Origin of the sequence: Pseudomonas sp. MS19 (genome assembly GCF_013277615.1) — a bacterium.
In the GTDB taxonomy this organism is placed as follows: Bacteria; Pseudomonadota; Gammaproteobacteria; order Pseudomonadales; family Pseudomonadaceae; genus Aquipseudomonas; species Aquipseudomonas marincola.
This window is the reverse complement of sequence record NZ_VBTO01000003.1, coordinates 65,919-87,314: the sequence shown is the minus strand read 5'-3', so window position 1 is coordinate 87,314 and position 21,396 is coordinate 65,919. Positions and strand designations below refer to the sequence as shown.

Below are 21,396 nucleotides of genomic sequence, written 5' to 3'. Positions count from 1 at the left end.
GGCGCGCTCCAACACCGGCAGGGATTGCGGCGAGCTGAATAGTCATAGACTTTGCGTCAGGTAATCGCCCAGCACCGGCAGTTGCGCGATGAATGCGGGCTCGTCATCGAGTTGGCGCAAGTCGAGCCACAGGGCGTCATCATCAATGCGCCCGAGAACCGGAATCGGCAGCGTTCGCAGGCATTCCTCAAGCCCACGCAACGCGCGTCCGCGCAGGCGTTTGGATTGCAGCGGGCGCACGCATAGCCCCGCGCTGGCCAGCCGCGCGACGGGCTGCGCGCCACTGCCGATCATGCCCAGAAGCGGTTCCACGCTGAGCTGCCAATGCTCATTGAGTTGCGCTCGCAGTAGCGGCGCAATGCGCTCGGCCTGCTGGTGGATATCTGCCTGCGCGCGGCTGAGCAGGCGCAAGCTGGTGAGTCGCTCGGCGAGCCGGTCCGGATCTCGGTATAAACCGAGTACTGCTTCCAGCGCGGCCAAGGTCAACTTATCCACACGCAGCGCACGTTTCAGCGGGTTCTTTTTGATCTTGCCGATCAACTCGCGGCTGCCAAGGATGATCCCGGCTTGCGGGCCGCCCAACAGTTTGTCGCCGCTGAAGGTGACGATATCCGCGCCATCCGCCAGCGCTTCCTGCACGGTGGGCTCTTTGGGTAATCCCCAGCGCGTAAGATCAACCAGCGTGCCACTGCCGAGGTCTTCAAGCAGCGGCACGTTGTTGGCGTGGGCAATCTTTGCCAGCTCGGCAGTCGGCACGCTGGCGGTGAAACCCTGCACACTGTAGTTGCTGGTGTGCACGCGCATCAGCAGGCCGGTACGAGGGTTGATCACCGCCTCATAATCACGGGCGTGGGTGCGATTGGTGGTGCCGACTTCGACCAGTTTTACCCCGGCGCGGGCCATGATGTCGGGGATACGAAATGCTCCGCCAATCTCGATCAACTCGCCACGCGAGATCACGCCTTCCTTGCGCGCGCCTAGGCTGTTGAGTGCGAGCAACACCGCGGCGGCATTGTTGTTGACCACGGTAACCGCCTCGGCGCCAGTCAGCTCGCGAATCAATCCGGCGATAAGGTCATCGCGGTCGCCGCGTTTGCCGGTGGCCAGATTGAACTCCAGATTAAGCGGATAACGTGCCGCCTGAGTGATTGCCTCGATGGCCTCTTCGGGCAGCAAGGCGCGGCCCAGATTGGTGTGCAACACGGTGCCGGTGAGGTTGAACACGCGGCGCACCTTGCTCGAATGCGCCTGCGCCAGCCGCTCTCCGGCTCGCCCGGCGATAACCGCCTCGCTCAATTCAATGGCAGTCAGGCTGCCGAGTTGCGCGGGGCCGCGTAATTCATCAAGCAGGTCACGCAGGGTTTTAACAATGGCCTCACGGCCGTAGCGTTGTTGCAACGGTTCAATCGCCGCGCTGCGCAGCAGGCGATCGACCGAGGGAAGTCGGATGGCGTTCATGGCATGTCCTTGAGCACATGGAGTGGCGGCAGTTATTCGTTGCCTGGCGCTAACAGCAAATTGGGTGCGCGGCGCTGATAACCTTCCTCAGCCAGGCGCATGTCCAGATCCAGGCTGGCCAGATCATCCGCCATGGCCTCGGCTTCGCTGTCGTACTCAAGATAGAACTGCTTGAGGTAACCCTGACAATTAGGGCATGCCTCGGCGCGCAAGGCGGCCTTCTCCGGTTTGTCTGCGGCCTGTTCCAGTGACAGATAGCCAAGCTGCTTGCTCTCTTCACAATGGCTGCACTTGACCCGCACGTAATGCCACTCGCACGAGCACAGCGAGCAGGTCAGATAACGCAGGCCAATCTGTTTGCCGCGATGGCGCACCATGCCCGCAACAGGCGGCGAACCGCACGCCGGACACAAGGTTCGGCTTTCACTCTCGGTTAACAGCCCCTCTGGCAAACCCAGCAGCCACTGGCTGAACGCCACTTGCAAGGCAGCGCCAAGATAAGGCACTAGAGCGGGCGGCAGCAGGTCGAACTGGCCGCTGAGCAGTGCAATTGCCCAGGCTTTGCGCTGGCCGCTATCGGCATCACGCAACTGTGCAAGGGCGGCTTCAACGGCTGGGTTTTGCGGCGCGGGCAGTTGTTCAAGCAGCGCATCCACCGCTGGCAGCCAGTTACCGCCACGCACCAGCGTGTCATAGGCCAGTGGCGGCATGTGGTGCTCAATGCTGAGCCGGGCGGCGGCTTCATCCGGCCCGGGCAATGGCGCTAATGCATCCAGCGCGCGTTGTTGGGCGCTGCATAAATCGGCCATCAGCAATAAATAGGCGGCCACCGGATGGCCTTCAGCCAATAGGCTGAAACGCTCGGCTCGACGCTTGAATAACTGCTCGGTGGGGGGATTAAGGAACGGCGGAATATTCGCCGAAGATTCGATCTGACCGGGTTGTAATATCTGGCCTGGCACGCAGGACTCCTTGATCAGTTTAATGCAGGCAACTCGCCGTAACTGCAACCATAGGTATAGCTCAAAATTACGCCCGCGCAGGGACTTCACCCTGCGCGGGCGTCGATAACTCAAAGGCCGCCGTAGTAAATAAAGCAGTGCCTGAGCCGCAGATATTGCTTAGGGCTTTTGCTCCTGCTTGCTCACCTGCTCCTTGTACCATTGGGCATGGTGCTTGCGCGCCCAACCCCGGCTGACCCAGCCGGTGAGCATCGCGCCCATTGAACCCTTGACCCAGATACCGGCGTACACGTGGATGATGATGCTGGCGATAAGCACAAACGCCGCCACTGCATGCAGCAGCACCGACAGGCGAATCAGCTCAATGCCAAACAAGTGACTGAAGTACTCGCGCCAGATCACCACGCCGGTGACCAGCAGCACCAGCATGCACAGCAACAGCACCCAGAACAGCAGCTTCTGCCCGCCGTTATAGCGCCCGACTGGCGGCAGCTTTTCTTCGTGATTGTTTACCACGTCGCCAATCTGGCTGAGCCATTTGCGATCATTAGCGTCGATCATGTTGTGGCCGATAAAACGCAGCACCAGCCAGGCGAACAGCACGAACATCGCCACACCCATGATCGGATGCAGAATGCGCGTCCACGGCCCGCCGCCAAACAGATGGGTCAGCCAGAACAGCGCCGGATGAAACAGCGCCAGCCCGGAAAGCCCGGCCAATATGAACAGCAGCGCTACCAGCCAGTGATTAGTCCGGTCGCCTGCGCCGTAACGTTGAATGTCATGTTTCATCTTGAACTCCTGCGCGCCGTTTCAACGCGGCGCTTTGGGGTCAAATTCATGCACAGACGGATCAACCTTGTGCACCACGGTTTCCGCTTCGCCAACCGTTACCGGCTCGTCTTCCTCAACCACGTTGCGACCTACGCGCAGGTAATGCAGGAAGCCGACCAGTGCAGTTGCGCCGAGCGCCAGCAAACCGAGCGGTTTGGCGACGCCCTTCCACACTTGCACCATTGGGCTGATCGATGGATTAGCCGGCAAACCCGAGTACAGCGTGGGTGAGTCGGCGTGGTGCAGCACATACATCACGTGCGTGCCGCCAACCCCGGCGGGGTCGTACAGGCCGGCATTTTCATAGCCACGTGATTTGAGGTCGACGATACGCTCGGCGGCGTGCTCTTTCATGTCATCCTTGGTGCCGAACACGATGGCGCCGGTTGGGCAGGTTTTCACGCAGGCAGGCTCCTGCCCCACCCCGACGCGGTCTGAACACAGGGTGCACTTGTAGGCCTTGTTATCCTTTTGCGAGATACGCGGCACATCAAACGGGCAACCGGTGATGCAGTAGCCGCAACCGATGCAATGATCCTGATTGAAATCAACGATGCCGTTGGCGTACTGAACAATTGCGCCAGGGCTAGGGCATGCCGCGAGGCAGCCCGGCTCGGCGCAATGCATACAGCCATCCTTGCGGATCAACCATTCAAGCTTGCCGGCTTCATCCTCGTGTTCGGCAAAGCGCATCAGTGTCCATGACTCGGACGAGAGATCTGCCGGGCTTTCGTACGTGCCGTGGTTATGGCCGACTTCGTCACGCAGTTCGTTCCATTCCGAGCACGCCACCTGGCAGGCCTTGCAGCCGATGCACTTGGATACGTCGATGAGTTTTGCCACCTCGTCCACATGCCGGATAGACGATGAGGGCGTGGTCGTGGCGGAGCGGGCGATGATGTCTTGAGTAGCCATGCGTCAGCTCCTATGCCTTTTCCACGTTAACGAGGAAGGATTTGAATTCCGGCGTCTGGGTGTTAGCGTCGCCGACGAAAGGTGTCAGGGTGTTGGTCAGGTAACCGTTACGCGTTAAGCCGGAGAATCCCCAATGCAGCGGGATGCCGACCTGATGCACGGTCTTGCCATCCACCGTTAACGGTTTCAGGCGTTTAGTGACCACCGCAACCGCCTTGATGTAGCCACGGTTGGACGACACCTTGACCCGATCACCAACGCCGATACCCAACTCCTTGGCTAACACTTCACTGATTTCGACAAACTGCTCGGGTTGCACAATTGCATTGAGCCGACAGTGCTTGGTCCAGAAGTGGAAGTGCTCGGTAAGTCGGTAGGTTGTCGCCGCGTATGGAAACTCCTCGGCAGTGCCGAACAACTCCATGTCGCCCTTGAACACCCGCGCCGCCGGATTGCTGGTGACGCGCGGATCATCCGGATGCAACGGATTGCGCCCGATTGGCGTCTCGAACGGCTCGTAATGTTCGGGGAATGGCCCCTCGGCCATCTTGTCGACGGCAAAGAAACGCGCGACCCCTTCCGGGTTCATGATGAACGGATTCATCCCCGCATCCGGTGGCGAGTCGGCTTTGAAGTCCGGCACATCCGCGCCGGTCCACGACTTGCCATTCCAGAACACCAACGGCTTTTTCAGGCCCTCCCACGGTTTGCCGGAAACGTCTGCCGAGGCGCGGTTGTAGAGAATCCGCCGGTTGGCAGGCCAGGACCACGCCCAGCCTAGCGTCTGGCCGATGCCGTACGGATCAGCGTTATCGCGCCGCGCCATCTGGTTGCCTTGCTGGGTCCATGAACCACAGAACAACCAGCAACCGCTAGCGGTGCTGCCGTCTGCACGCAACTGGGCAAAGCCGGCCAATTGCTCGCCGCCCTTGACCAGTAATGCGCCTGTAGCTGGATCGTTGAGATCAGTCAGGGCCTTGCCCGAATACTCTTTCGCCACCTCCTCGGGTGAAGGTTCGTCGGGCTGCAGATACGGCCAGTCGAGATTAAGAATCGGGTCGGGAAATTTGCCGCCGTCCTGCGCGTACATGGTGCGCAAGCGGTGATACAAACCGGACATGATCGCGATGTCGGTACGCGCCTGGCCCGGTGGCTCGGCACCTTTCCAGTGCCACTGCAACCAGCGACCGCTGTTGACCAGCGAGCCGTCTTCTTCGGCAAAGCAGGACGTTGGCAGGCGGAACACTTCGGTCTGGATACTGGCGGTGTCGACCGCGTTGAACTCATCGACATTGCGCCAGAACTCAGACGTTTCCGTCGCCAGCGGGTCCATGATTACCAGGTATTTGAGCTTGGCCAGTGCCGCGCCAACCTTGGCCTTGTTGGGGAACGAGGCAATCGGGTTGAAGCCCTGACAGAAGTAACCGTTAACCTGGCCCTGGTACATCATGTCGAAGACTTTGAGTACGTCGTAACCGGGTGCCGGCGCATCGAGTTTCGGCAACCAGTCGTAGCCCCAGTTGTTCTCGGCGCTGACGTTCTTGCCGTACCAAGCCTTCATCAAACTGACGTGGAATTTCTCGTAGTTCTGCCAGTAAGACAACTGTCCCGGACGCAGCGGTTTGCTCGCCCGCTTGGCAATGTACGCGGCGTAATCCTGCTCAGCATCGCTGGGCAGCGTCAGGTAGCCAGGCAACAAGTTGGAGAGCAAACCAAGGTCGGTGAGGCCCTGAATATTGGAGTGGCCGCGCAAGGCGTTCATGCCACCGCCGGGCATACCCATATTGCCCAACAGCAACTGCAACATGGCGCCGGTGCGGATCATCTGCGAGCCGGTTGAGTGCTGCGTCCAGCCGAGCGCGTACATGATGGTCATGACTTTGCCCGGCGCAGAGGTTTCGGCAATGGTGTCCCAGACCTGCAACATCTGCGCTTTCGGCGTGCCGCAAATACTGCTGACCATATCCGGCGTGTAGCGGCTGTAGTGTTTCTTCAGCAGGTTGAATACGCAGCGCGGGTGGCTCAGCGTTGGATCGACCACGGCATAGCCATCTTCGCCGATCTCGTAGCCCCAGCCAGATTTATCCGGATAGCCACGTTTGGCTTCGTCGTAACCACTGAAAAAACCGGCCTCGAAGTCGTAACCTTCACGCACGATAAAGCTGACGTCGGTGTAGTTACGCACGTACTCGTGTTGGTACTTGTCGTTCTCGATGAGGTAGTAGATCAACCCGCCGAGGAACGCGATATCGGTGCCGGTGCGAATCGGCGCGTACAAGTCTGCCACCGAGGCAGAACGGGTAAAGCGCGGATCGACCACAATCAGCTTGGCGTTGTTGTGCGCCTTGGCTTCGGTCACCCATTTGAAGCCGCACGGATGCGCTTCAGCAGCATTGCCGCCCATAATCAAAACCAGATCGGCATTCTTGATGTCGGTCCAGTGATTGGTCATGGCGCCGCGGCCAAACGTCGGGGCAAGACTTGCCACCGTCGGGCCGTGTCAGACACGTGCTTGGTTATCGAATCCTAATATGCCGAGTGAACGCACCACTTTGTGAGTGATGTAGCCCGCTTCGTTGGACGAGGCCGACGCTGCGAGGAAACCGGTGCTCAACCAGCGATTGACCGTTTGGCCCTGCTCGTTGCGCTCGATAAAGTTGGCGTCGCGGTCGGTCTTCATGTGCTTGGCGATGCGGTCCAGCGCATCATCCCACTCGACCCGCTTCCACTCGGTGGAGCCCGCTTCGCGCACCTGCGGATATTGCAGGCGGCTGGGACTGTGGACGAAATCGAGCAGGCCGGCACCTTTAGGGCACAGCGTGCCGCGGTTGACCGGGTGATCGGAGTCGCCCTCGATGTGAATAATGTTCTGCGCAACGTTCTTCGCGCCATCGCCCTGGCTGTACATCAGCAGGCCACAGCCGACGGAGCAATACGGGCAGGTGTTGCGGGTTTCTATGGTACGGGTGAGCTTGTAGTGTCTGACCTGATCGGCGTAAGCAGCCGTTGGGGCGGCTCCCAACGCAACCAGGCTCGATGTTCCAAGGCCTACACCACAGACCTTGAAGAACTGTCGACGGTTCATATCCATCATGACTCTCCTGCATCAGGCAGTGATGTCCGGGACGTTGCCGAACATATCAGGAGAAAGATTAGCTGCACTACAAATTTACGCCACGTGATCTCGACTAAAGCAGCAGCTTTAGCGCGCCAGCCAGAGGCGTTTACGGGGCTTGAGCACCCGTCTCACACGAGGCTGAAGCGCGGCGCGAATTCAGTCTCCGGGCGGCACGGCGGCTGGCCAAGCAATTTCTTCAGGCGGTCGGCGACCTCGATATTGCGCGCAATGTTCGATTTGCACTCAATCGTGCGCGCCAGTGCGCCGGCAGAGCCGTAATCCAGGCCGAGTAAAGACAGACCATTGGTCATGATCGCCAGTGCGGCGATGACCAGCATGTTGCGATTTTTCAGTTTCATGATGCACGAGCCAGACGATGTTCAAAGGACCTTGGTCAGGGTTGGGTTGAGGTTGCTGAACCTGCGGTTACTGACATGTGCGCGGGCAAACCAATTGCTCGATCGCCAGTCGCTCGCTCAGTTGGGTGGGAATGCTCAGCGTGGTGAGTTGGCCGTCACTGAGTTGCACCGCCAGCTCGGACTCATAGTGAATGCCGCACTCATTAATTGTTGCGTAGGTCACGCCATACACGTCTTTAGCGGCAAACCATTGGGCAGTTGTCATCTCGCACTCCAGTATCTGGCGAAGCTGTTTGCGCGCTTAGGGGCGCGCAGCTTCGCTGGCCGGTTGAGTTTTCACAGAGCTGGCACGCGCCTTATCCAGCTGGCGCTGGCTTTCTGCGCTGACACTTGTGGTGAATGCCGAAGCGGCGAGCAGACTGGCAATAGCGGCGAAACGATTCATGGTGATCTTCCTTCTGTAGGAGTGGGCGTTGCCCGGTGGAGCGATAATCCACCGGCGCCTGAATCTGCAGAAGTAAATGGTCACGATTGTGATTATCACGGCGGCTGATATGAGCGCCGCGTAATGTTGAGCGGGTGTATGAGGGGGGCGTGTTTACGAACTTGCGTGTCGGCGCAGGCCAAGTACCTGCGCGTTGTTTAACAGGCTACAGGGCATTACCGCGAGCAGCGCTGAAACGGCTGATGAAACGCCCGCCGAATACGTTGATAGCCAACCCCGCCATCACCAGAACCGTGCCGGCCATTTGCCAATGAGTGAGGCGCTCACCAAGCAGCAGCGCCGATGAGCTAAGGCCGATGATGGGCACCAGCATCGAGAACGGCGCGACCTGGCTGGCCGGATAACGCGAGAGCAATTTGCTCCAGAGCCCGTAACCCATGAGCGTGGCGGCAAACGCCAGATACGCCAGCGCACCAATCGAACTGAGGCTGATATTGCGCAGGGACGTTTCGATCAGTTCCGGCCCCTCCAGCCACAGCGACATGGCGAAGAATGGCAATGGCGGCACCAAACTGCCCCACACCACCAAGGCCACCAGATCAACCTGACCGACGCGCTTGGTGATGATATTGCCCATGGCCCACATGGCGGCGGCGCAGAGCGTCAGCAACAGGCCGGCAAGGGTTGTGCTGGTGCCGCTCTGTGCGCCGATCAAGAGTAATCCGCCAGCAGCAATCAACATGCCCAGCACGTTAACCGGACGCACCCGCTCGCCCAACACCATCGCGGCGAACAACAGGGTGAAGAAAGCCTGAGACTGCAACACCAGCGAAGCCAGACCTGCGGGCATGCCCACAGACATGGCCGAGAACAGAAAGGCGAACTGGCCAAACGAGATGGTCAGGCCGTACGCCAGCAACCAGCGCAACGGCACCTGCGGACGCCGGATAAAAAATATCGCCGGAAATGCTGCCAGACAAAACCGCAGGCCACCCAGCAACAACGGCGGTAGCCCATCCAGACCGATGCGGATGACGACGAAGTTGAGCCCCCACAACACGATTACCCATAACGCGAGTAGCAAGTCTTTTGGCGTCATGGCCGGGCTCCGAGTGAATGTGCGCAAATCAAAAGCACATATAAAAACATTGTCACTGCATGGCGCACCGATACAGTCATCAATAAAACCACGGGTACAGTGGCATTAGCGGCTCACGCGGAAACTCACCTGAGCGGTCTGCCCACTTTCGTCGAGCACGCTGAGTTGATACACCCCGCTGCGCTCCAGCACTTGATCGAAGCTGGCGTCGGGCAGTGTTTCCGCCACTTGCCGGCCATTGAGAAACCACCAGCGCTTGCCGCTGCCGCCAATCGCACTCAAACGCAGACGCGGCCCTTGAGCGCCGGTCGGGCTACGCAGTTGATCGCCCTCGCGAATGCCGACGATATCCAGCGAAGTGCTGGCCAAGCCGTTGCGCGGCGGACATTCAGGCGACGCCGCAGGCAGCCGTGCGCTGCGTCTTTCACGGCTGGGTAACCACGGTTCCAGCGGCGCGGGCCAGAGCGCCAACACCTCGGGTTTGGCGCCGCTGCAACTGGCATCGACCCGCAAGCCCTGCTCATTGACCCAGATGGTTTGGCTAAGACCGAGCCCGGCGGGCTGATCCGCTGCCAGCAAGGTGGGCGGCGTGGTGCCATCCAGAGTCCAGGCAAAACGCTGACGCCGACAATTGGCCGAGTCTTTGCCAAGTGGCTGACCCAATGGCCAGCAGATCGCGGCGACGCCAACCGAGGCGGGTTGCGGATCAGCCGGTAACGGGATTGCTCGCTGGCTGTCGCGATTGGCCAGAATGTCATGCACTTGCAGCAACATCGGCGCTGCCGAGGCCAGACCAAACTGCCCCGAAACCGGCGTGCCATCGGGGCGTCCGATCCACACGCCGATCACATAACGCGGCGCCACGCCAATCGCCCAGGCATCACGAAAGCCGTAGCTGGTACCGGTTTTCCAGGCGAGCGTGGAGCGCCGCACCAACTGCGCACGCGGGTCGATTTCCGGGCGCGCCTGACCGCTGAGAATCCGCCGAATAATCCACGCCGAGCCCGCAGACAATAAACGCCGCTCGCGCAGGGCATCCTGCGGCTGAAAACGCAGCCCAGCAACCATGCCGGAACGCCCGAACGCGCTGTAGCCGCTCACCAATTGCTCCAGTCGGCTGCCCGCGCCACCGAGAATAATTGCCAGATTAGGCTGCGCCAGCGGCGGCAAGGCCAACGGCACACCGGCGTTGCGCAACTCGCCGGCAAAGCGTTTCGGGCCATAGGCTTCGATCAACTGCACCGCTGGCAAGTTGAGCGATCGCGACAGCGCAGTGCTGGCCGAAACCGGGCCGCTGAAACTCGCGGCAAAATTGCCGGGGCGGTAATCGCCGTAACGCCGGGGAACGTCTTGCAACAACGACTCGGAATGAATCAGCCCGGCATCCAGCGCCATGCCGTACAGAAACGGTTTCAGGGTCGAGCCGGGCGAGCGCAGCGCATGCACCATATCAACATGACCAAAGCGCTTGGCATCGCCGATATCCACAGAGCCGAGGTAGGCGCGCACCTGCATGTTGGGCAACTCGGCCACCACGATTGCCGCCGAGGTGCGCTCGGGCAATCGTGCCCGCCAGCCCATGAGCATGTCCTCAAGGCGGCGCTGCAAACTGGCATCCAGCGTGGTATGAATCAGCGGCGGGCTGTCGGCATGGTTGAGCCGGCGCGCCAGCAGTGGCGCTAAACGCGGCTCCTGACGCGGCGCCAGCAACACCGGCTCTTGCAGCGCATCGTTGATGGCGCTGGCAGGCCACACATCGAACGCCTGCAGACGCCGCAGAACCTTGTCGCGGGCGGCCTGTGCACGCTGCGGATGACGATCGGGACGCAGCCGGCTGGGTGCCTGTGGCAGCACCGCAAACAGCGCCGCCTCGGCGTGAGTCATCCGGCTCGGCGGTTTGCCCAGATACGCCCAACTGGCAGCAGCAACGCCTTGCAGCGTGCCGCCAAATGGCGCGCGGTTCAGATACAGCGTAAGGATCTGATCCTTACTCAGGTGCCACTCCAGTTGCAGCGTGCGCCAGACCTGCTTGAGCTTGCCCGGCAGACTGCGCGCATGCGGGTCGAGCAAACGTGCCACCTGCATCGACAAGGTGCTGCCGCCGGAAACCACGCGCCCGCCATGCAGGTTCTGCCAACTGGCGCGCAACAGCGCCAGCGGATTGATGCCCGGATGCTGATAAAACCAGCGATCTTCATACGCCAGCAACGCCTGCAAATAATACGGCGACACCTGCGAACTGCTGACCGGATAGCGCCACACGCCATCAGCATCGGCGAAGCGCCACAGCGGCGTACCGTCTTCGGCCAGCACCACCCTCGCCAGATCATCTTCGGGCAGCGGTAACGGAAACAACAGATCAGCGGCCCACAACAGCGCGCAAAGCATCAACGGAGCGGCCAACAACCAACGCGTGCGCCGGCGCAACTGCTGCCAGCGCACGCGCAGGGTTTTCCACAGGTTCACTGCCGCACCCGCCAACCGAACGCAGCAGCCCATCCAATTGCGCTGCAACAGTGGCCAATGACTGGCACACTAGCGCGCATAACTGCCCGACAGCCTTCACAGCTTGCCGGTATGTAGCGGATGGATGGATTGATTACAGGCGTCAAATGAACCCACATTTACAGGTAGCAGGATTTTTTGAATCACTCGGCCAAGCTTTCGGCACGGTGATTCGTTTCATTGTCGAAAGCCTCAGCAGCTTCTTTGGACTGCTCGGCAATGCCTTCAGCGGCTTCATTGATGGCATGTCGAAAACCCTCGGAATTACCCCGTCGTTTCTCAGCATTGTGGTGCTGATCATCGGCCTGTTGCTGCTTTACGCGGCGGTTCGCGCCTTCATGCGCAAAGCTATTATCGGTGGCGTATGCTGGCTGTTTCTCGGCCTGTGGATACTCAGCGGCCTGATCACCTGACGCACCTGATTACACTACAGCACGACTACAGCCGCTTAAATTCCAGCGTCGGGATTGCAGCCTGCTAAGGCGCAATCCCCAAGCGCTGGAAACATCAGCGGCTGCGTACCACCATTTTCTCCGATGCATCGCCGATTGCCTGCCAGTTGGGCCGGTACATGGACTCAACCTGAGGTGGCGGCACGCGGTAGCTGCCGGGCGTTACGGCCCGCGCCAGATACAACAGATGGGTGCTGCCATAGCCGTCGAGATCCAGCGCCGCGACATAGCGATCGCCACGGAACTCCCGATGCTTGAGGTTGGCATTCTGCATCGACTGCAGCCACTCCTTGGTTTCGCTGCTGGCATCTTCAAGGCTGGCAGCGCTTTGCGCCAGATTCTGATTCTCCAGCTCCAGCCCTGCCGGTAACAGATCGACCACCAGCGCATCCGGCACGCGCTCCTTGGCCGCAACTACCAGATGCACCAGCACCAACTGGCCGCTTTCAAGCTCTTCGAGGTTCAGCGGCTGGCCCTGCATATCCAGATAATCGCGGCCAATGCTCAGGTTCTCGCCACCAGCAACCGGGGCGTTACGCGGATAGCCGGACAACGTGAGCTGCTGATACAAAGGTTGCTCCGAAGCACTGCTTAGCGTCAGCGGCTCGGCCAGATCCTTGCCATCGAGCTTGATCGCCGACTGCGCATTACTCAGTTCAAACGCCAGGCTGCCGCTTTGCAGTTGGGCCTGCCACGGCTGCTCGGGTTTGCTCAGCAGATTGCGCCCGGCCAGATACAGCGCATTGCGCTCCTGCGTCGATAACCATCGCTGCGCAGCCAGCTCATCCGCCAGGGTAAACAGCCGGGCCTCACGCACAGTCGGGGCCAGGTCATATTCCTCCAGCAGTGCCATGATCAATGCCTGATCACGCAACTGGCTGCCGTAATCACCTAACCAACGCTCGCTGTCGCGCTGACGGCTCAAACCTGCCCGCAGCGCATCGTCGGCACGCGGCTGGTCGCCCATCTTCTGCAGGGCAATCGCCAACTGCACCAGCGGCAAGCCCGACTCGGCATCGCTGCGCCGATCGTACAGATTACGCAACGCACCAAGCGGCGCTTGCTGGCTGCGTGCCAACACAAAGCCTGCATAGGCCTGCACGGCAAAGCGGGTGTGAGCGAGGCTCTGGCTGTAACCGACATCGATCAGATTGCGCTCCTGCACATAACGCAGCAGGCGCTCGTTGGCCTTTTTCATGGCCTCTTCAGGCACGGCAAAACCTTGCTCGCGAGCGCGCAGTAAAAAGTCGGTGACATAGGCTGTCAGCCAATATTCCTCATCACTGTCGGCGCCCCACAAACCAAAGCTGCCGTTGTAACGCTGCATGCTCAGCAAGCGCTCGATACCCAGCTCGATTGAACGCTTGCGCTGCTCATCCGGCTCGGTTTCCAGACCCAGCCGTTTGATGATCGCCGCATCGGCGTACAGCGACGGATACAGGCCGCTGGCGGTCTGTTCAAGGCAGCCATAGGGATAAGCCTTGAGCGCACGAATCTGCTCGCCAAGGTTAAGCGGCGGCCGGCTCGAAACCGCCAGTCGAGCTTGCAAACCGGCAGGTTCAAATGCCGCCAGCGTGCCGGCAGGCATTTGCCATGTGTCGCCCTTGAGCACGCTGCGCATGTGTTCCAGGCGTGCGGGATAAGCCGGACGAATACCCAGCGTCCAGTCACGCTGCAAGGCCGCCAACTGCTCATCCGGCAGGCTCAGGCCATCGACCTTGAGTTCGACCTTGCCCTGGCCAAAGCCGCCCAGTGCCCGCACCGGAATGTGGAGCGTGCTGCGCTGGCCCGGTTCAAGTGTGAGTGTGGAGTTGGCTAACTGCGCATCGACCCATTCAAGCTGGCCGCTGATCCCGAGTTGCACGTCGAGTGTCTGCGCCTGTTCTGTGAGATTGCTCAAGTCCAGCGCCAACGTGGTTTCATCCCCGCCGGCAAGAAAGCGCGGCGTCGAAAGCTCAGCCACCAGCGGCGCAGCGACGACGGTTTTGGCTTCGGCCATGCCATAGCGCTGATCAGTCCAGACCTGCGCCATGAGCCGCAACTCACCATTGAAATCGGGAATATCCAGGCTGACAGTGCCCTTGCCCTGATCATCGAGCTGCACCGGTTTGGCTTGCATCGCGACAATCAGCACATTGCTTTCAGGCCGTTTGCCGCCGCCCGCCAGCGCCGCGTCGCCGCCGAATGCCAGCTTGGCCATCCGTCCCTGTCCGGCCTCGATAAGCTGACCGAATACGTCGAGTTGGTCGGCGCCGTATGCCTTGCGCCCGAACAAATTCGAATAGGGGTCTGGCGTCGGGTACTCGGTGATATTAAGAATCCCAGAGTCCACCGCCGCCACCAACACATAGGCTTGCTTGGCCGCACTGCCGTCAGCATTTTGCGCCTGCACCTGAATATTCAGCGGCTGTTTGGGGCGCATTTTTTCTGGAGCTTGCAGGTTCAGGCTGAGCTTGCGTTGCTCACGTTGCAGCGGTAAGTGCAGAATCCCGACCGCCCGCTTTGGTGTGGCATTGCTCTTGCGCTCGCCCGGACGAATCACCAGCGCGCTGATGTAGAGATCATGGCGCAGCCAGTCTTTGCTGATCGGCACCTCGAAGGTCTGGCCTTGCGCTGGCAGCGTAATCGGTTGCCACCACAGCGGGCCCTCGCTCGACTCGACCAGCAAATAGCCACTGCCCGCAACCGGCGGGGTAACGGTTACCTTTGCGGTTTCGCCGTTCGCATAAGCGGGTTTATCCAGCGCCAACTTGACTTGGTCCGGGCGTACCGCGCCGCCTTCGGCGTTGTCCTGCCAGCGATAACCCGCCCAGAAACGCACACTGCTGAGCATCTTGCTCTGCGGGTCGATCACCTCGACCCGATACGGCCCCCACTCCACCGGGAAACTGACCTTGGCCGTCGAGCCTTGAGCAACGCTGATTCGCTCTTCGCTGAGGGTGAGGAATTTCTCGTTGTAGTTATTGCTCCAGCCGTCGTTGTCCGAGAACGTCCAGTAGTAATCACGGCGTTCACGCACCAGACGTACGGTCAACGCGTCCGCTGCCAGCTTGTTACCCGCCGGATCAGCCAGCAGAATCTCGAAATTGGCCAGCCCGTCGGCATCGACCTGATCACCTTCAAACAGCCCGCGAATACCGGGCAAACGCTCAGCTGGCCAAACCGGCTGCACCAGCCGCCGGGTTATGGGCCTACCGCCAGACTCTTGCAGGCTCGCCTGCAATATCAGCTTGAGCGGCGACTTGACCGTATCCCAACGACTTTCGATATCCAGCGTGGTGTTGCCCTGCTCATCCAGGGTTTGCTCATCCAACTCCAGATCCTGACTCAGCTCTTTCTCGGTGACCGAGCCGAACTGATATCCAGGCAAACTCGCCACGGCATCACGCAGCGGCCGCGCATAGAGTTGCCCGCTGATGCGATTGCCGCTGGCCGGCGCGCCGTAAAGGTAACGGCCATTCACCTCGAACTGCGCATGCTGCGCCGGTTTCAGCGGTTGATCCTGACCTTTCAGTTCCAGCGCCAGGCGCTCTGGCAGAAAGTCCTCGACCGAAAACTCATACAGTTGCGGCGCGCCATCGCCCAGATCGAGCAGCAGCTGCCAGCGCCCCGTTGGCGCTTCCTCGGCCAGTTGCAGCTCATATTGATAAAGACCTGAGTCATCGGCGTTCCAGACAAACTTACGGCTCACCTGCGCATCGGGCCGGCGCACTTCAACGCTGACGGGCTGGTTGTTGACCGCACGGCCATCGGCATCGCGCAGCAGCGCATTGAGCAGCACCGTTTCGCCTGGCCGGTATAGATCACGCGGGCCAAATACAAAAAACTGCAAGGCGTGAGCCGCTGGCCCGCTGATATCAAACTCGGCCAGATCCAGCGCCGAGCTGTTGAGTTGCAGCAAGCTGGTCTGCTCGCCTTGCTGAGCAATAATCACCTGCGCCTTGGGCGGCAGCGGCAATTCGGCATGGCCTTTACTGTCGGTCTTGCCCTCGGCCAGCACACGGCCTTTGTTGTCGAGCACTTCAAGCGCTACATCCGCCTGCGCACCACCGCCCGCCAACGCCTGAGTGAAAACATCGAGCCGGTTGTTGTAACGGTGCACCGAGAGGCCAATGTCGCTCAGGGTGAAGAGCGTTGCCGGCACTGAATAGTTGTAGGTGCCGGCGGCTTTCATCACGGCCAGATACACGCCGGGCTGCTTGAACGGCTCAAGCCCGGCAATCGGCAACATCACGGTTTCGCGGGTGTTGCGCTCGGGCTGCAGATCGAAGCGCCCGCCGTATACCAGTTCGGCCATTGGCAGCAGAGAGTTGGCCTGCCAGCTTTCGAGATTGCTGTTGGTGCCCCATTCACTGAGGAATTTGGGCAGCGACTGCGGCTTGATGCGGAAGAATTCGACGTTGACCTGATCCACATTCAGGGTGATTACCGGCAAGCCTTCCGCCAGGCGAGTGGGCAGCAGCGAACCACGACTGGCGAAGCCGACACTGGGCTGCATGTCTGTGGTTTGCAGGCGGGTGATGTGCTCTTTGGCCAGCTCAGTGTCATTGATTGCCTGCAACCCTGCATCGACGGTAAGCACCAGTTTGCGATCCGGTTCAAGGTGGCGCAGACGCAACTCTGTGAGTGAGTCGGACAACTCCCATGCGCCATCTACCTTGCCGGTTTGGGTGTCGACCAGATGCAGCTTTTGGGCGAAATCCTGATCCGGCTCAAGTGGCACCGAGAAGCTGATCGAGAGCGCACTGGCCCCGTCAATCTGCACTTCCGATGCATCGACAACCGTCAGCTCGCGGCCCGCATAACGCTTGGCCAGCGCCTCCCGGTCAACGGCTGGGCGCGGGGCGGCGGGGGCAGTCTGTTGGGCACTGCCAGTGGGCTCAGTGATAGTGACTTTGGCGGGCTCGGAGGAGTCGCACGCGCTGAGCAAACCCAGCACCATCGCCAACAGCAGTCCTTTGTTCAGCATCACCCGTCTCCGTTATTCGCCGGTTGCAAAGCACCCACTATAGACGACTGCCGATTGCGTCCCAATGACGCAATTGCATGAATCAATGTGGCAGCTGGCCCGCGCGTTGAAATCAGCCTTAACCAATCCCCTGATGGGCACGTATAGTGGCCGCCATAGCGGAGTTTTTCATGTCACTGATACTAGATGCCTGGCGCCATAGCCCAACCCATAAACGAGTCTGGGCGCTGGCGGCGCCGATGATTTTGTCGAATATTTCTGTGCCGCTGGTGGCGTTGGTCGACAGCGCCGTGGTCGGCCATTTGCCGCACGCCTACCAACTGGCTGCGGTGGCGGTAGGCGCGAGCCTTTACACCCTGCTCACCTGGGCGATGGGGTTCTTGCGCATGGGCACCACTGGCTTTGCCGCACAGGCAGCCGGCCGCGAAGATGGCAGCGCGCTGCGGCAGGTGCTCACGCAAGGGTTACTGCTTGGCGTGGCACTGAGCGCATTGCTGATAATCATCGCCCTGCCCTTTAGCCACGCCGCGCTGGCGCTGATGCAGCCCTCCGCCGAGCTGGATGATCTGGCCCGCCACTACTTCCAGATTCGCCTGTTCGGCCTGCCCGCCGCGTTGGCGACCTATGCGCTGATTGGCTGGCTGCTCGGCACCCAGAACGCGCGCGGGCCATTGGCAATTCTTCTGACCACCAACCTGCTCAATGTCGGGTTGGATTTACTGCTGGTTCTCGGCCTGAACTTTGGCGTCGCGGGGGCGGCGTGGGCCTCGGTTGTCGCCGAGTGGAGCGGCGCGTTGCTTGGCCTGTGGCTGGCACGCCGGGCGCTCAGTGCCTACGCGGGAACCATTGACTGGAGCGCGCTGCGCCGTTGGCTGAACTGGCGGCCATTGCTGGCGGTGAATCGCGACATTTTCATCCGCACCCTGGCTTTGCAGTTGGTGTTCTTCTTGATCACCGTGCAGGGCACGCGTCTGGGCGACTCGACTGTCGCTGCCAACGCACTGCTGCTCAATGGCTTGTTGCTGACTGCGCACGCACTCGATGGCCTGGCCCATGCAGTGGAAGCGCTGTGCGGCCATGCTCTTGGCGCACGCGACCGGGTAGGTTTGCGCCGCACCTTAATCGTGTCTGCTGGCTGGTCACTGTTCGCCAGTGTTGGTTTCGCACTGTTCTTTGCGTTGGCGGGTGAACAGTTCATCGGCATGCAAACCAGCATCGACAGCGTGCGTGAAACTGCCCTCGAGTATTTGCCATATCTGGCACTGCTGCCGTTGCTGGCGGTGTGGAGCTACCTTCTGGATGGCTTGTTCATCGGCGCAACACGCGCCCGCGAAATGCGCAACGCCATGTTGCTCGCCGTGGCCCTGAGCCTGCTGTTGGGCTGGCTGCTGACAGGTCTGGGCAATCATGGATTATGGCTGGCATTCCTCGGTTTCATGATATTGCGCGGCCTGACGCTGGGTGGCTATGCTTACCTTATGACGAGAGATGATCTATGGTTTAGTCCTCGTTCCTAATAAGGAAAATCGCATGCTCTGCCCTGAGACACCGGCCAACGAAGCCTTGCGTCAGAAAGCTCTGGATGAGCAGGAGCTGCTCGATACTCCCGCCGAACCGTATCTGGATGTATTGGTGCGGGTTGTGCGCGATCTGTTCGGGGTCAAATCGGTGCTGATCAGCCTGATCGATCAGCAGCGCCAGTGGTTCAAGGCGCGCATCGGCGCCGATATTGCCGAGACTCCGCGCAGCGTTTCGTTTTGCGGCCATGCGATTCTCGGCTCACAAATGATGATTGTCGAAGATGCCCAGCAAGACCCGCGCTTCAAAGACAATCCGCTGGTCACCGAAGCCCCGCACCTGCGCTTTTATGCCGGCCAGCCGCTCTACAGCAGCGATGGTTATGCACTCGGCACTTTATGCCTGCTGGACACGGCACCACGCGAGTGGAGCGCAAAGCAGCAACAACTGCTCAAGGACATGGCCATGCTGGCCGAAGGCTATTTGCAGCTGCGCAAAGTCAGCTTGCAGTCGAAGGAGCTGCGCGACGAACTCAGCCGCGAACAGCGCAAAGCCCTGCTCGACCCCCTGACGCAACTGTGGAACCGCGCCGGTCTTGATCACTTTCTGGCCATCGAACAACTCCACGCCAAAGAGCACAATCTGCGCTTGGGCCTGCTCTATTGCGATCTTGATCACTTCAAGCATGTGAACGACAACTTCGGCCATGACAGCGGCGACCGCGTGCTCTGGCAGAGCGCCCGGCGTATCAGCGACGCCATGCGCCCGCATGACATCGTTACGCGCAGTGGAGGTGAAGAGTTCGTTGTTATTACGCAGGTGCATGACATCAGCGAACTGGAGCAGATTGCCGAGCGCATTCGCAGCAAAATCGGCGACTCGCCGATGATCATCGAAGACGCCGAGCTGGCGCTGACCATCAGTATCGGCTGCACACTGGTGGAGCCGCCGGAAGACATACGCCAGGCCATGCAACGCGCCGACAAGGCGCTCTATCACGCCAAGCGCAGCGGCCGTAACCGAGTCTCTGTCGCCAACCCAAGCTCAAGCACTCTCGCCCCTGCCTAAGGAACTGCCAATGGCCGCTGCAATTGCCGCCTACCTGCATTATCTGTCGATATTCGGTCTGTTCGCGTTGCTTTCCATCGAGCATGTGTTGTTCAAGCGCCCACTCGATCTACAGCGCTCCAAGACACTTATCATCACCGATCTGGCCTACGGCCTGTGCGCCGCACTGGTGCTGATAACCGGCGCAGCGCGGGTGTTGTGGTTCGGCAAGGGCTGGGAATACTACCTGTATAACGGCGTATTCCACATCAAGCTCGGCCTGTTCCTGCTGGTCGGGCTGCTGTCCATCCTGCCGACATTTGTATTCATCAATTGGCGCAACAGCGTCAACGCGGGCGAGGTGCCAGACGTCAGCGAGCGTAAAGGCAAACTGGTGATCATGACTATCCGCCTTGAGCTGCTGATCCTGTTGATCCTGCCGCTGCTCGCCAGCTTGATGGCGCGTGGTTTTGGCGCCGGCGCTTAGGCTGCACGCATAAAAAAACCTGTCCGACTCGCACCGGACAGGTTTTTTAATATCAGGCGAAAACGACCTGATATTCAGCCAGATTAGTTGACCTTGGCGGCCAGCTCACCTTTGGCATAACGCAGGTACATGGCTTCCAGCGAGACCGGCTTGATCTTCGAGGCATTGCCAGCAGTACCGAACGCTTCGTAACGCGCGATGCAGATGTCACGCATGGCTTCGACGGTTTTGCCGAAGAACTTACGTGGGTCGAACTCGCTCGGCTGCTCGGCCATCATGCGGCGCATTGCACCGGTCGATGCCAGGCGCAGGTCGGTGTCGATGTTGACCTTGCGCACGCCGTGCTTGATACCTTCAACGATTTCTTCAACCGGCACGCCGTAGGTTTCTTTGATGTCGCCGCCGTACTGGTTGATGATCGCCAGCCACTCCTGCGGAACCGAAGAAGAACCGTGCATAACCAGGTGAGTGTTGGGGATACGCTGGTGAATCGCCTTGATGCGGTCGATTGCCAGAATGTCGCCAGTAGGTGGCTTGGTGAACTTGTACGCGCCGTGGCTGGTACCAATGGCGATTGCCAAGGCATCAACCTGAGTGCGCTTGACGAAGTCAGCCGCTTCTTCCGGATCAGTCAGCATCTGGCTGTGATCGAGAATGCCTTCAGCGCCGATGCCGTCTTCTTCGCCAGCCTGACCAGTTTCCAGGCTACCCAGGCAACCCAGTTCGCCTTCTACCGAAACGCCGCAAGCGTGCGCCATAGCCACGGTTTCCTGGGTAACGCGGACGTTGTAGTCGTAGTCAGCCGGGGTTTTGCCGTCTTCTTTCAACGAGCCGTCCATCATCACCGAGCTGAAGCCCAGCTGGATCGAACGCTGGCACACTGCAGGGCTGGTGCCGTGATCCTGATGCATACATACCGGAATGTGCGGGAATTCTTCAATGGCCGCCAGAATCAGGTGACGCAGGAACGGCGCACCGGCATATTTGCGGGCACCGGCGGAGGCCTGAACAATAACCGGCGAGTCGGTTTTGTCGGCGGCTTCCATGATGGCGCGCATTTGCTCAAGGTTGTTTACGTTGAATGCCGGAACGCCGTAACCGAACTCGGCGGCGTGGTCGAGCATTTGGCGCATGCTGATAAGTGCCATATTTTCCTGTCTCCCAATTGGGCTCATTAATCGTGCAAGCTTGTCGCAGCGACAAGCTGTGTTCAAGTTCTATTGCCTCC

Annotated in this window: 16 protein-coding genes; 4 read left to right on the top strand and 12 right to left on the bottom strand. The window is 60.1% G+C overall.

The features are described 5' to 3' along the window. Positions 1 to 42 precede the first annotated feature (42 nt). From selA to pbpC, 10 genes are all read right to left on the bottom strand, one after another. The gene (selA, locus tag FEZ62_RS00895) at positions 43 to 1,458 is read right to left on the bottom strand and encodes an L-seryl-tRNA(Sec) selenium transferase (RefSeq protein WP_172926510.1); all 1,416 of its coding nucleotides are present in this window, start codon (positions 1,456 to 1,458) and stop codon (positions 43 to 45) included. Positions 1,459 to 1,490: 32 nt separating this feature from the next. Continuing rightward, a complete protein-coding gene (gene fdhE / locus FEZ62_RS00890; protein ID WP_172926509.1) occupies positions 1,491 to 2,420 on the bottom strand; it encodes a formate dehydrogenase accessory protein FdhE in 930 nt (309 codons plus the stop codon). Positions 2,421 to 2,579: 159 nt separating this feature from the next. After that, positions 2,580 to 3,212 (bottom strand): formate dehydrogenase subunit gamma, encoded by a 633-nt coding sequence (locus FEZ62_RS00885; RefSeq protein ID WP_172926508.1) that lies wholly within the window; start codon positions 3,210 to 3,212, stop codon positions 2,580 to 2,582. A 21-nt stretch (positions 3,213 to 3,233) separates the two neighbouring features. Further along, complete coding sequence (gene fdxH / locus FEZ62_RS00880; RefSeq protein ID WP_069902500.1) at positions 3,234 to 4,169, bottom strand: formate dehydrogenase subunit beta; 936 nt, start codon at positions 4,167 to 4,169, stop codon at positions 3,234 to 3,236. 10 nt (positions 4,170 to 4,179) lie between these two features. After that, positions 4,180 to 7,260 (bottom strand): formate dehydrogenase-N subunit alpha, encoded by a 3,081-nt coding sequence (gene fdnG / locus FEZ62_RS00875; RefSeq protein ID WP_139134763.1) that lies wholly within the window; start codon positions 7,258 to 7,260, stop codon positions 4,180 to 4,182. 155 nt (positions 7,261 to 7,415) lie between these two features. Next, positions 7,416 to 7,646, bottom strand: coding sequence for a hypothetical protein (locus tag FEZ62_RS00870; RefSeq protein WP_090513709.1), 231 nt, complete (start codon positions 7,644 to 7,646; stop codon positions 7,416 to 7,418). 67 nt (positions 7,647 to 7,713) lie between these two features. Beyond that, complete coding sequence (ptrC, locus tag FEZ62_RS00865; RefSeq protein WP_069902497.1) at positions 7,714 to 7,911, bottom strand: type III secretion system co-regulatory protein PtrC; 198 nt, start codon at positions 7,909 to 7,911, stop codon at positions 7,714 to 7,716. 36 nt (positions 7,912 to 7,947) lie between these two features. Beyond that, the gene (locus tag FEZ62_RS00860) at positions 7,948 to 8,091 is read right to left on the bottom strand and encodes a hypothetical protein (RefSeq protein WP_170827806.1); all 144 of its coding nucleotides are present in this window, start codon (positions 8,089 to 8,091) and stop codon (positions 7,948 to 7,950) included. A 205-nt stretch (positions 8,092 to 8,296) separates the two neighbouring features. Next, entirely contained in the window at positions 8,297 to 9,190 is an 894-nt protein-coding gene (locus FEZ62_RS00855; protein WP_150548208.1) for an EamA family transporter, read from the bottom strand. A 105-nt stretch (positions 9,191 to 9,295) separates the two neighbouring features. Continuing rightward, the gene (gene pbpC, locus FEZ62_RS00850) at positions 9,296 to 11,632 is read right to left on the bottom strand and encodes a peptidoglycan glycosyltransferase PbpC (protein WP_345940416.1); all 2,337 of its coding nucleotides are present in this window, start codon (positions 11,630 to 11,632) and stop codon (positions 9,296 to 9,298) included. 170 nt (positions 11,633 to 11,802) lie between these two features. Between pbpC and FEZ62_RS00845 the strand changes: the two genes are divergently transcribed. Then, the gene (locus FEZ62_RS00845; RefSeq protein ID WP_172926506.1) at positions 11,803 to 12,108 is read left to right on the top strand and encodes a hypothetical protein; all 306 of its coding nucleotides are present in this window, start codon (positions 11,803 to 11,805) and stop codon (positions 12,106 to 12,108) included. A 94-nt stretch (positions 12,109 to 12,202) separates the two neighbouring features. Here the strand turns inward: FEZ62_RS00845 and FEZ62_RS00840 are convergent, their stop codons facing one another. Continuing rightward, positions 12,203 to 17,116: an alpha-2-macroglobulin gene (locus tag FEZ62_RS00840; RefSeq protein ID WP_172926505.1), complete on the bottom strand. Its 4,914-nt coding sequence runs from the start codon at positions 17,114 to 17,116 to the stop codon at positions 12,203 to 12,205. Positions 17,117 to 17,286: 170 nt separating this feature from the next. Between FEZ62_RS00840 and FEZ62_RS00835 the strand changes: the two genes are divergently transcribed. The 3 genes from FEZ62_RS00835 to FEZ62_RS00825 are packed head-to-tail and all read left to right on the top strand — an operon-like array spanning position 17,287 to position 20,168. Continuing rightward, positions 17,287 to 18,633 carry an MATE family efflux transporter gene (locus FEZ62_RS00835; RefSeq protein ID WP_172926504.1) on the top strand — a complete coding sequence of 449 codons (1,347 nt, stop codon included), beginning with the start codon at positions 17,287 to 17,289 and terminating at the stop codon, positions 18,631 to 18,633. Between the two features lie 13 nt (positions 18,634 to 18,646). Continuing rightward, entirely contained in the window at positions 18,647 to 19,702 is a 1,056-nt protein-coding gene (locus FEZ62_RS00830) for a sensor domain-containing diguanylate cyclase (RefSeq protein ID WP_172926503.1), read from the top strand. Between the two features lie 10 nt (positions 19,703 to 19,712). After that, the gene (locus FEZ62_RS00825; RefSeq protein WP_172926502.1) at positions 19,713 to 20,168 is read left to right on the top strand and encodes a DUF2214 family protein; all 456 of its coding nucleotides are present in this window, start codon (positions 19,713 to 19,715) and stop codon (positions 20,166 to 20,168) included. An 83-nt stretch (positions 20,169 to 20,251) separates the two neighbouring features. Here the strand turns inward: FEZ62_RS00825 and fba are convergent, their stop codons facing one another. Continuing rightward, positions 20,252 to 21,316: a class II fructose-bisphosphate aldolase gene (gene fba, locus FEZ62_RS00820; protein WP_090513731.1), complete on the bottom strand. Its 1,065-nt coding sequence runs from the start codon at positions 21,314 to 21,316 to the stop codon at positions 20,252 to 20,254. Positions 21,317 to 21,396 lie beyond the last annotated feature (80 nt).

Coding starts and splice junctions, on each gene's coding strand:
- selA (WP_172926510.1), bottom strand. CDS start 1,458: ATGAACGCCATCCGACTTCCCTCGGTCGATCGCCTGCTGCGCAGCGCG.
- FEZ62_RS00885 (WP_172926508.1), bottom strand. CDS start 3,212: ATGAAACATGACATTCAACGTTACGGCGCAGGCGACCGGACTAATCAC.
- fdxH (WP_069902500.1), bottom strand. CDS start 4,169: ATGGCTACTCAAGACATCATCGCCCGCTCCGCCACGACCACGCCCTCA.
- FEZ62_RS00870 (WP_090513709.1), bottom strand. CDS start 7,646: ATGAAACTGAAAAATCGCAACATGCTGGTCATCGCCGCACTGGCGATC.
- ptrC (WP_069902497.1), bottom strand. CDS start 7,911: ATGACAACTGCCCAATGGTTTGCCGCTAAAGACGTGTATGGCGTGACC.
- FEZ62_RS00860 (WP_170827806.1), bottom strand. CDS start 8,091: ATGAATCGTTTCGCCGCTATTGCCAGTCTGCTCGCCGCTTCGGCATTC.
- FEZ62_RS00855 (WP_150548208.1), bottom strand. CDS start 9,190: ATGACGCCAAAAGACTTGCTACTCGCGTTATGGGTAATCGTGTTGTGG.
- FEZ62_RS00845 (WP_172926506.1), top strand. CDS start 11,803: ATGAACCCACATTTACAGGTAGCAGGATTTTTTGAATCACTCGGCCAA.
- FEZ62_RS00840 (WP_172926505.1), bottom strand. CDS start 17,116: ATGCTGAACAAAGGACTGCTGTTGGCGATGGTGCTGGGTTTGCTCAGC.
- FEZ62_RS00835 (WP_172926504.1), top strand. CDS start 17,287: ATGTCACTGATACTAGATGCCTGGCGCCATAGCCCAACCCATAAACGA.
- FEZ62_RS00830 (WP_172926503.1), top strand. CDS start 18,647: ATGCTCTGCCCTGAGACACCGGCCAACGAAGCCTTGCGTCAGAAAGCT.
- FEZ62_RS00825 (WP_172926502.1), top strand. CDS start 19,713: ATGGCCGCTGCAATTGCCGCCTACCTGCATTATCTGTCGATATTCGGT.
- fba (WP_090513731.1), bottom strand. CDS start 21,316: ATGGCACTTATCAGCATGCGCCAAATGCTCGACCACGCCGCCGAGTTC.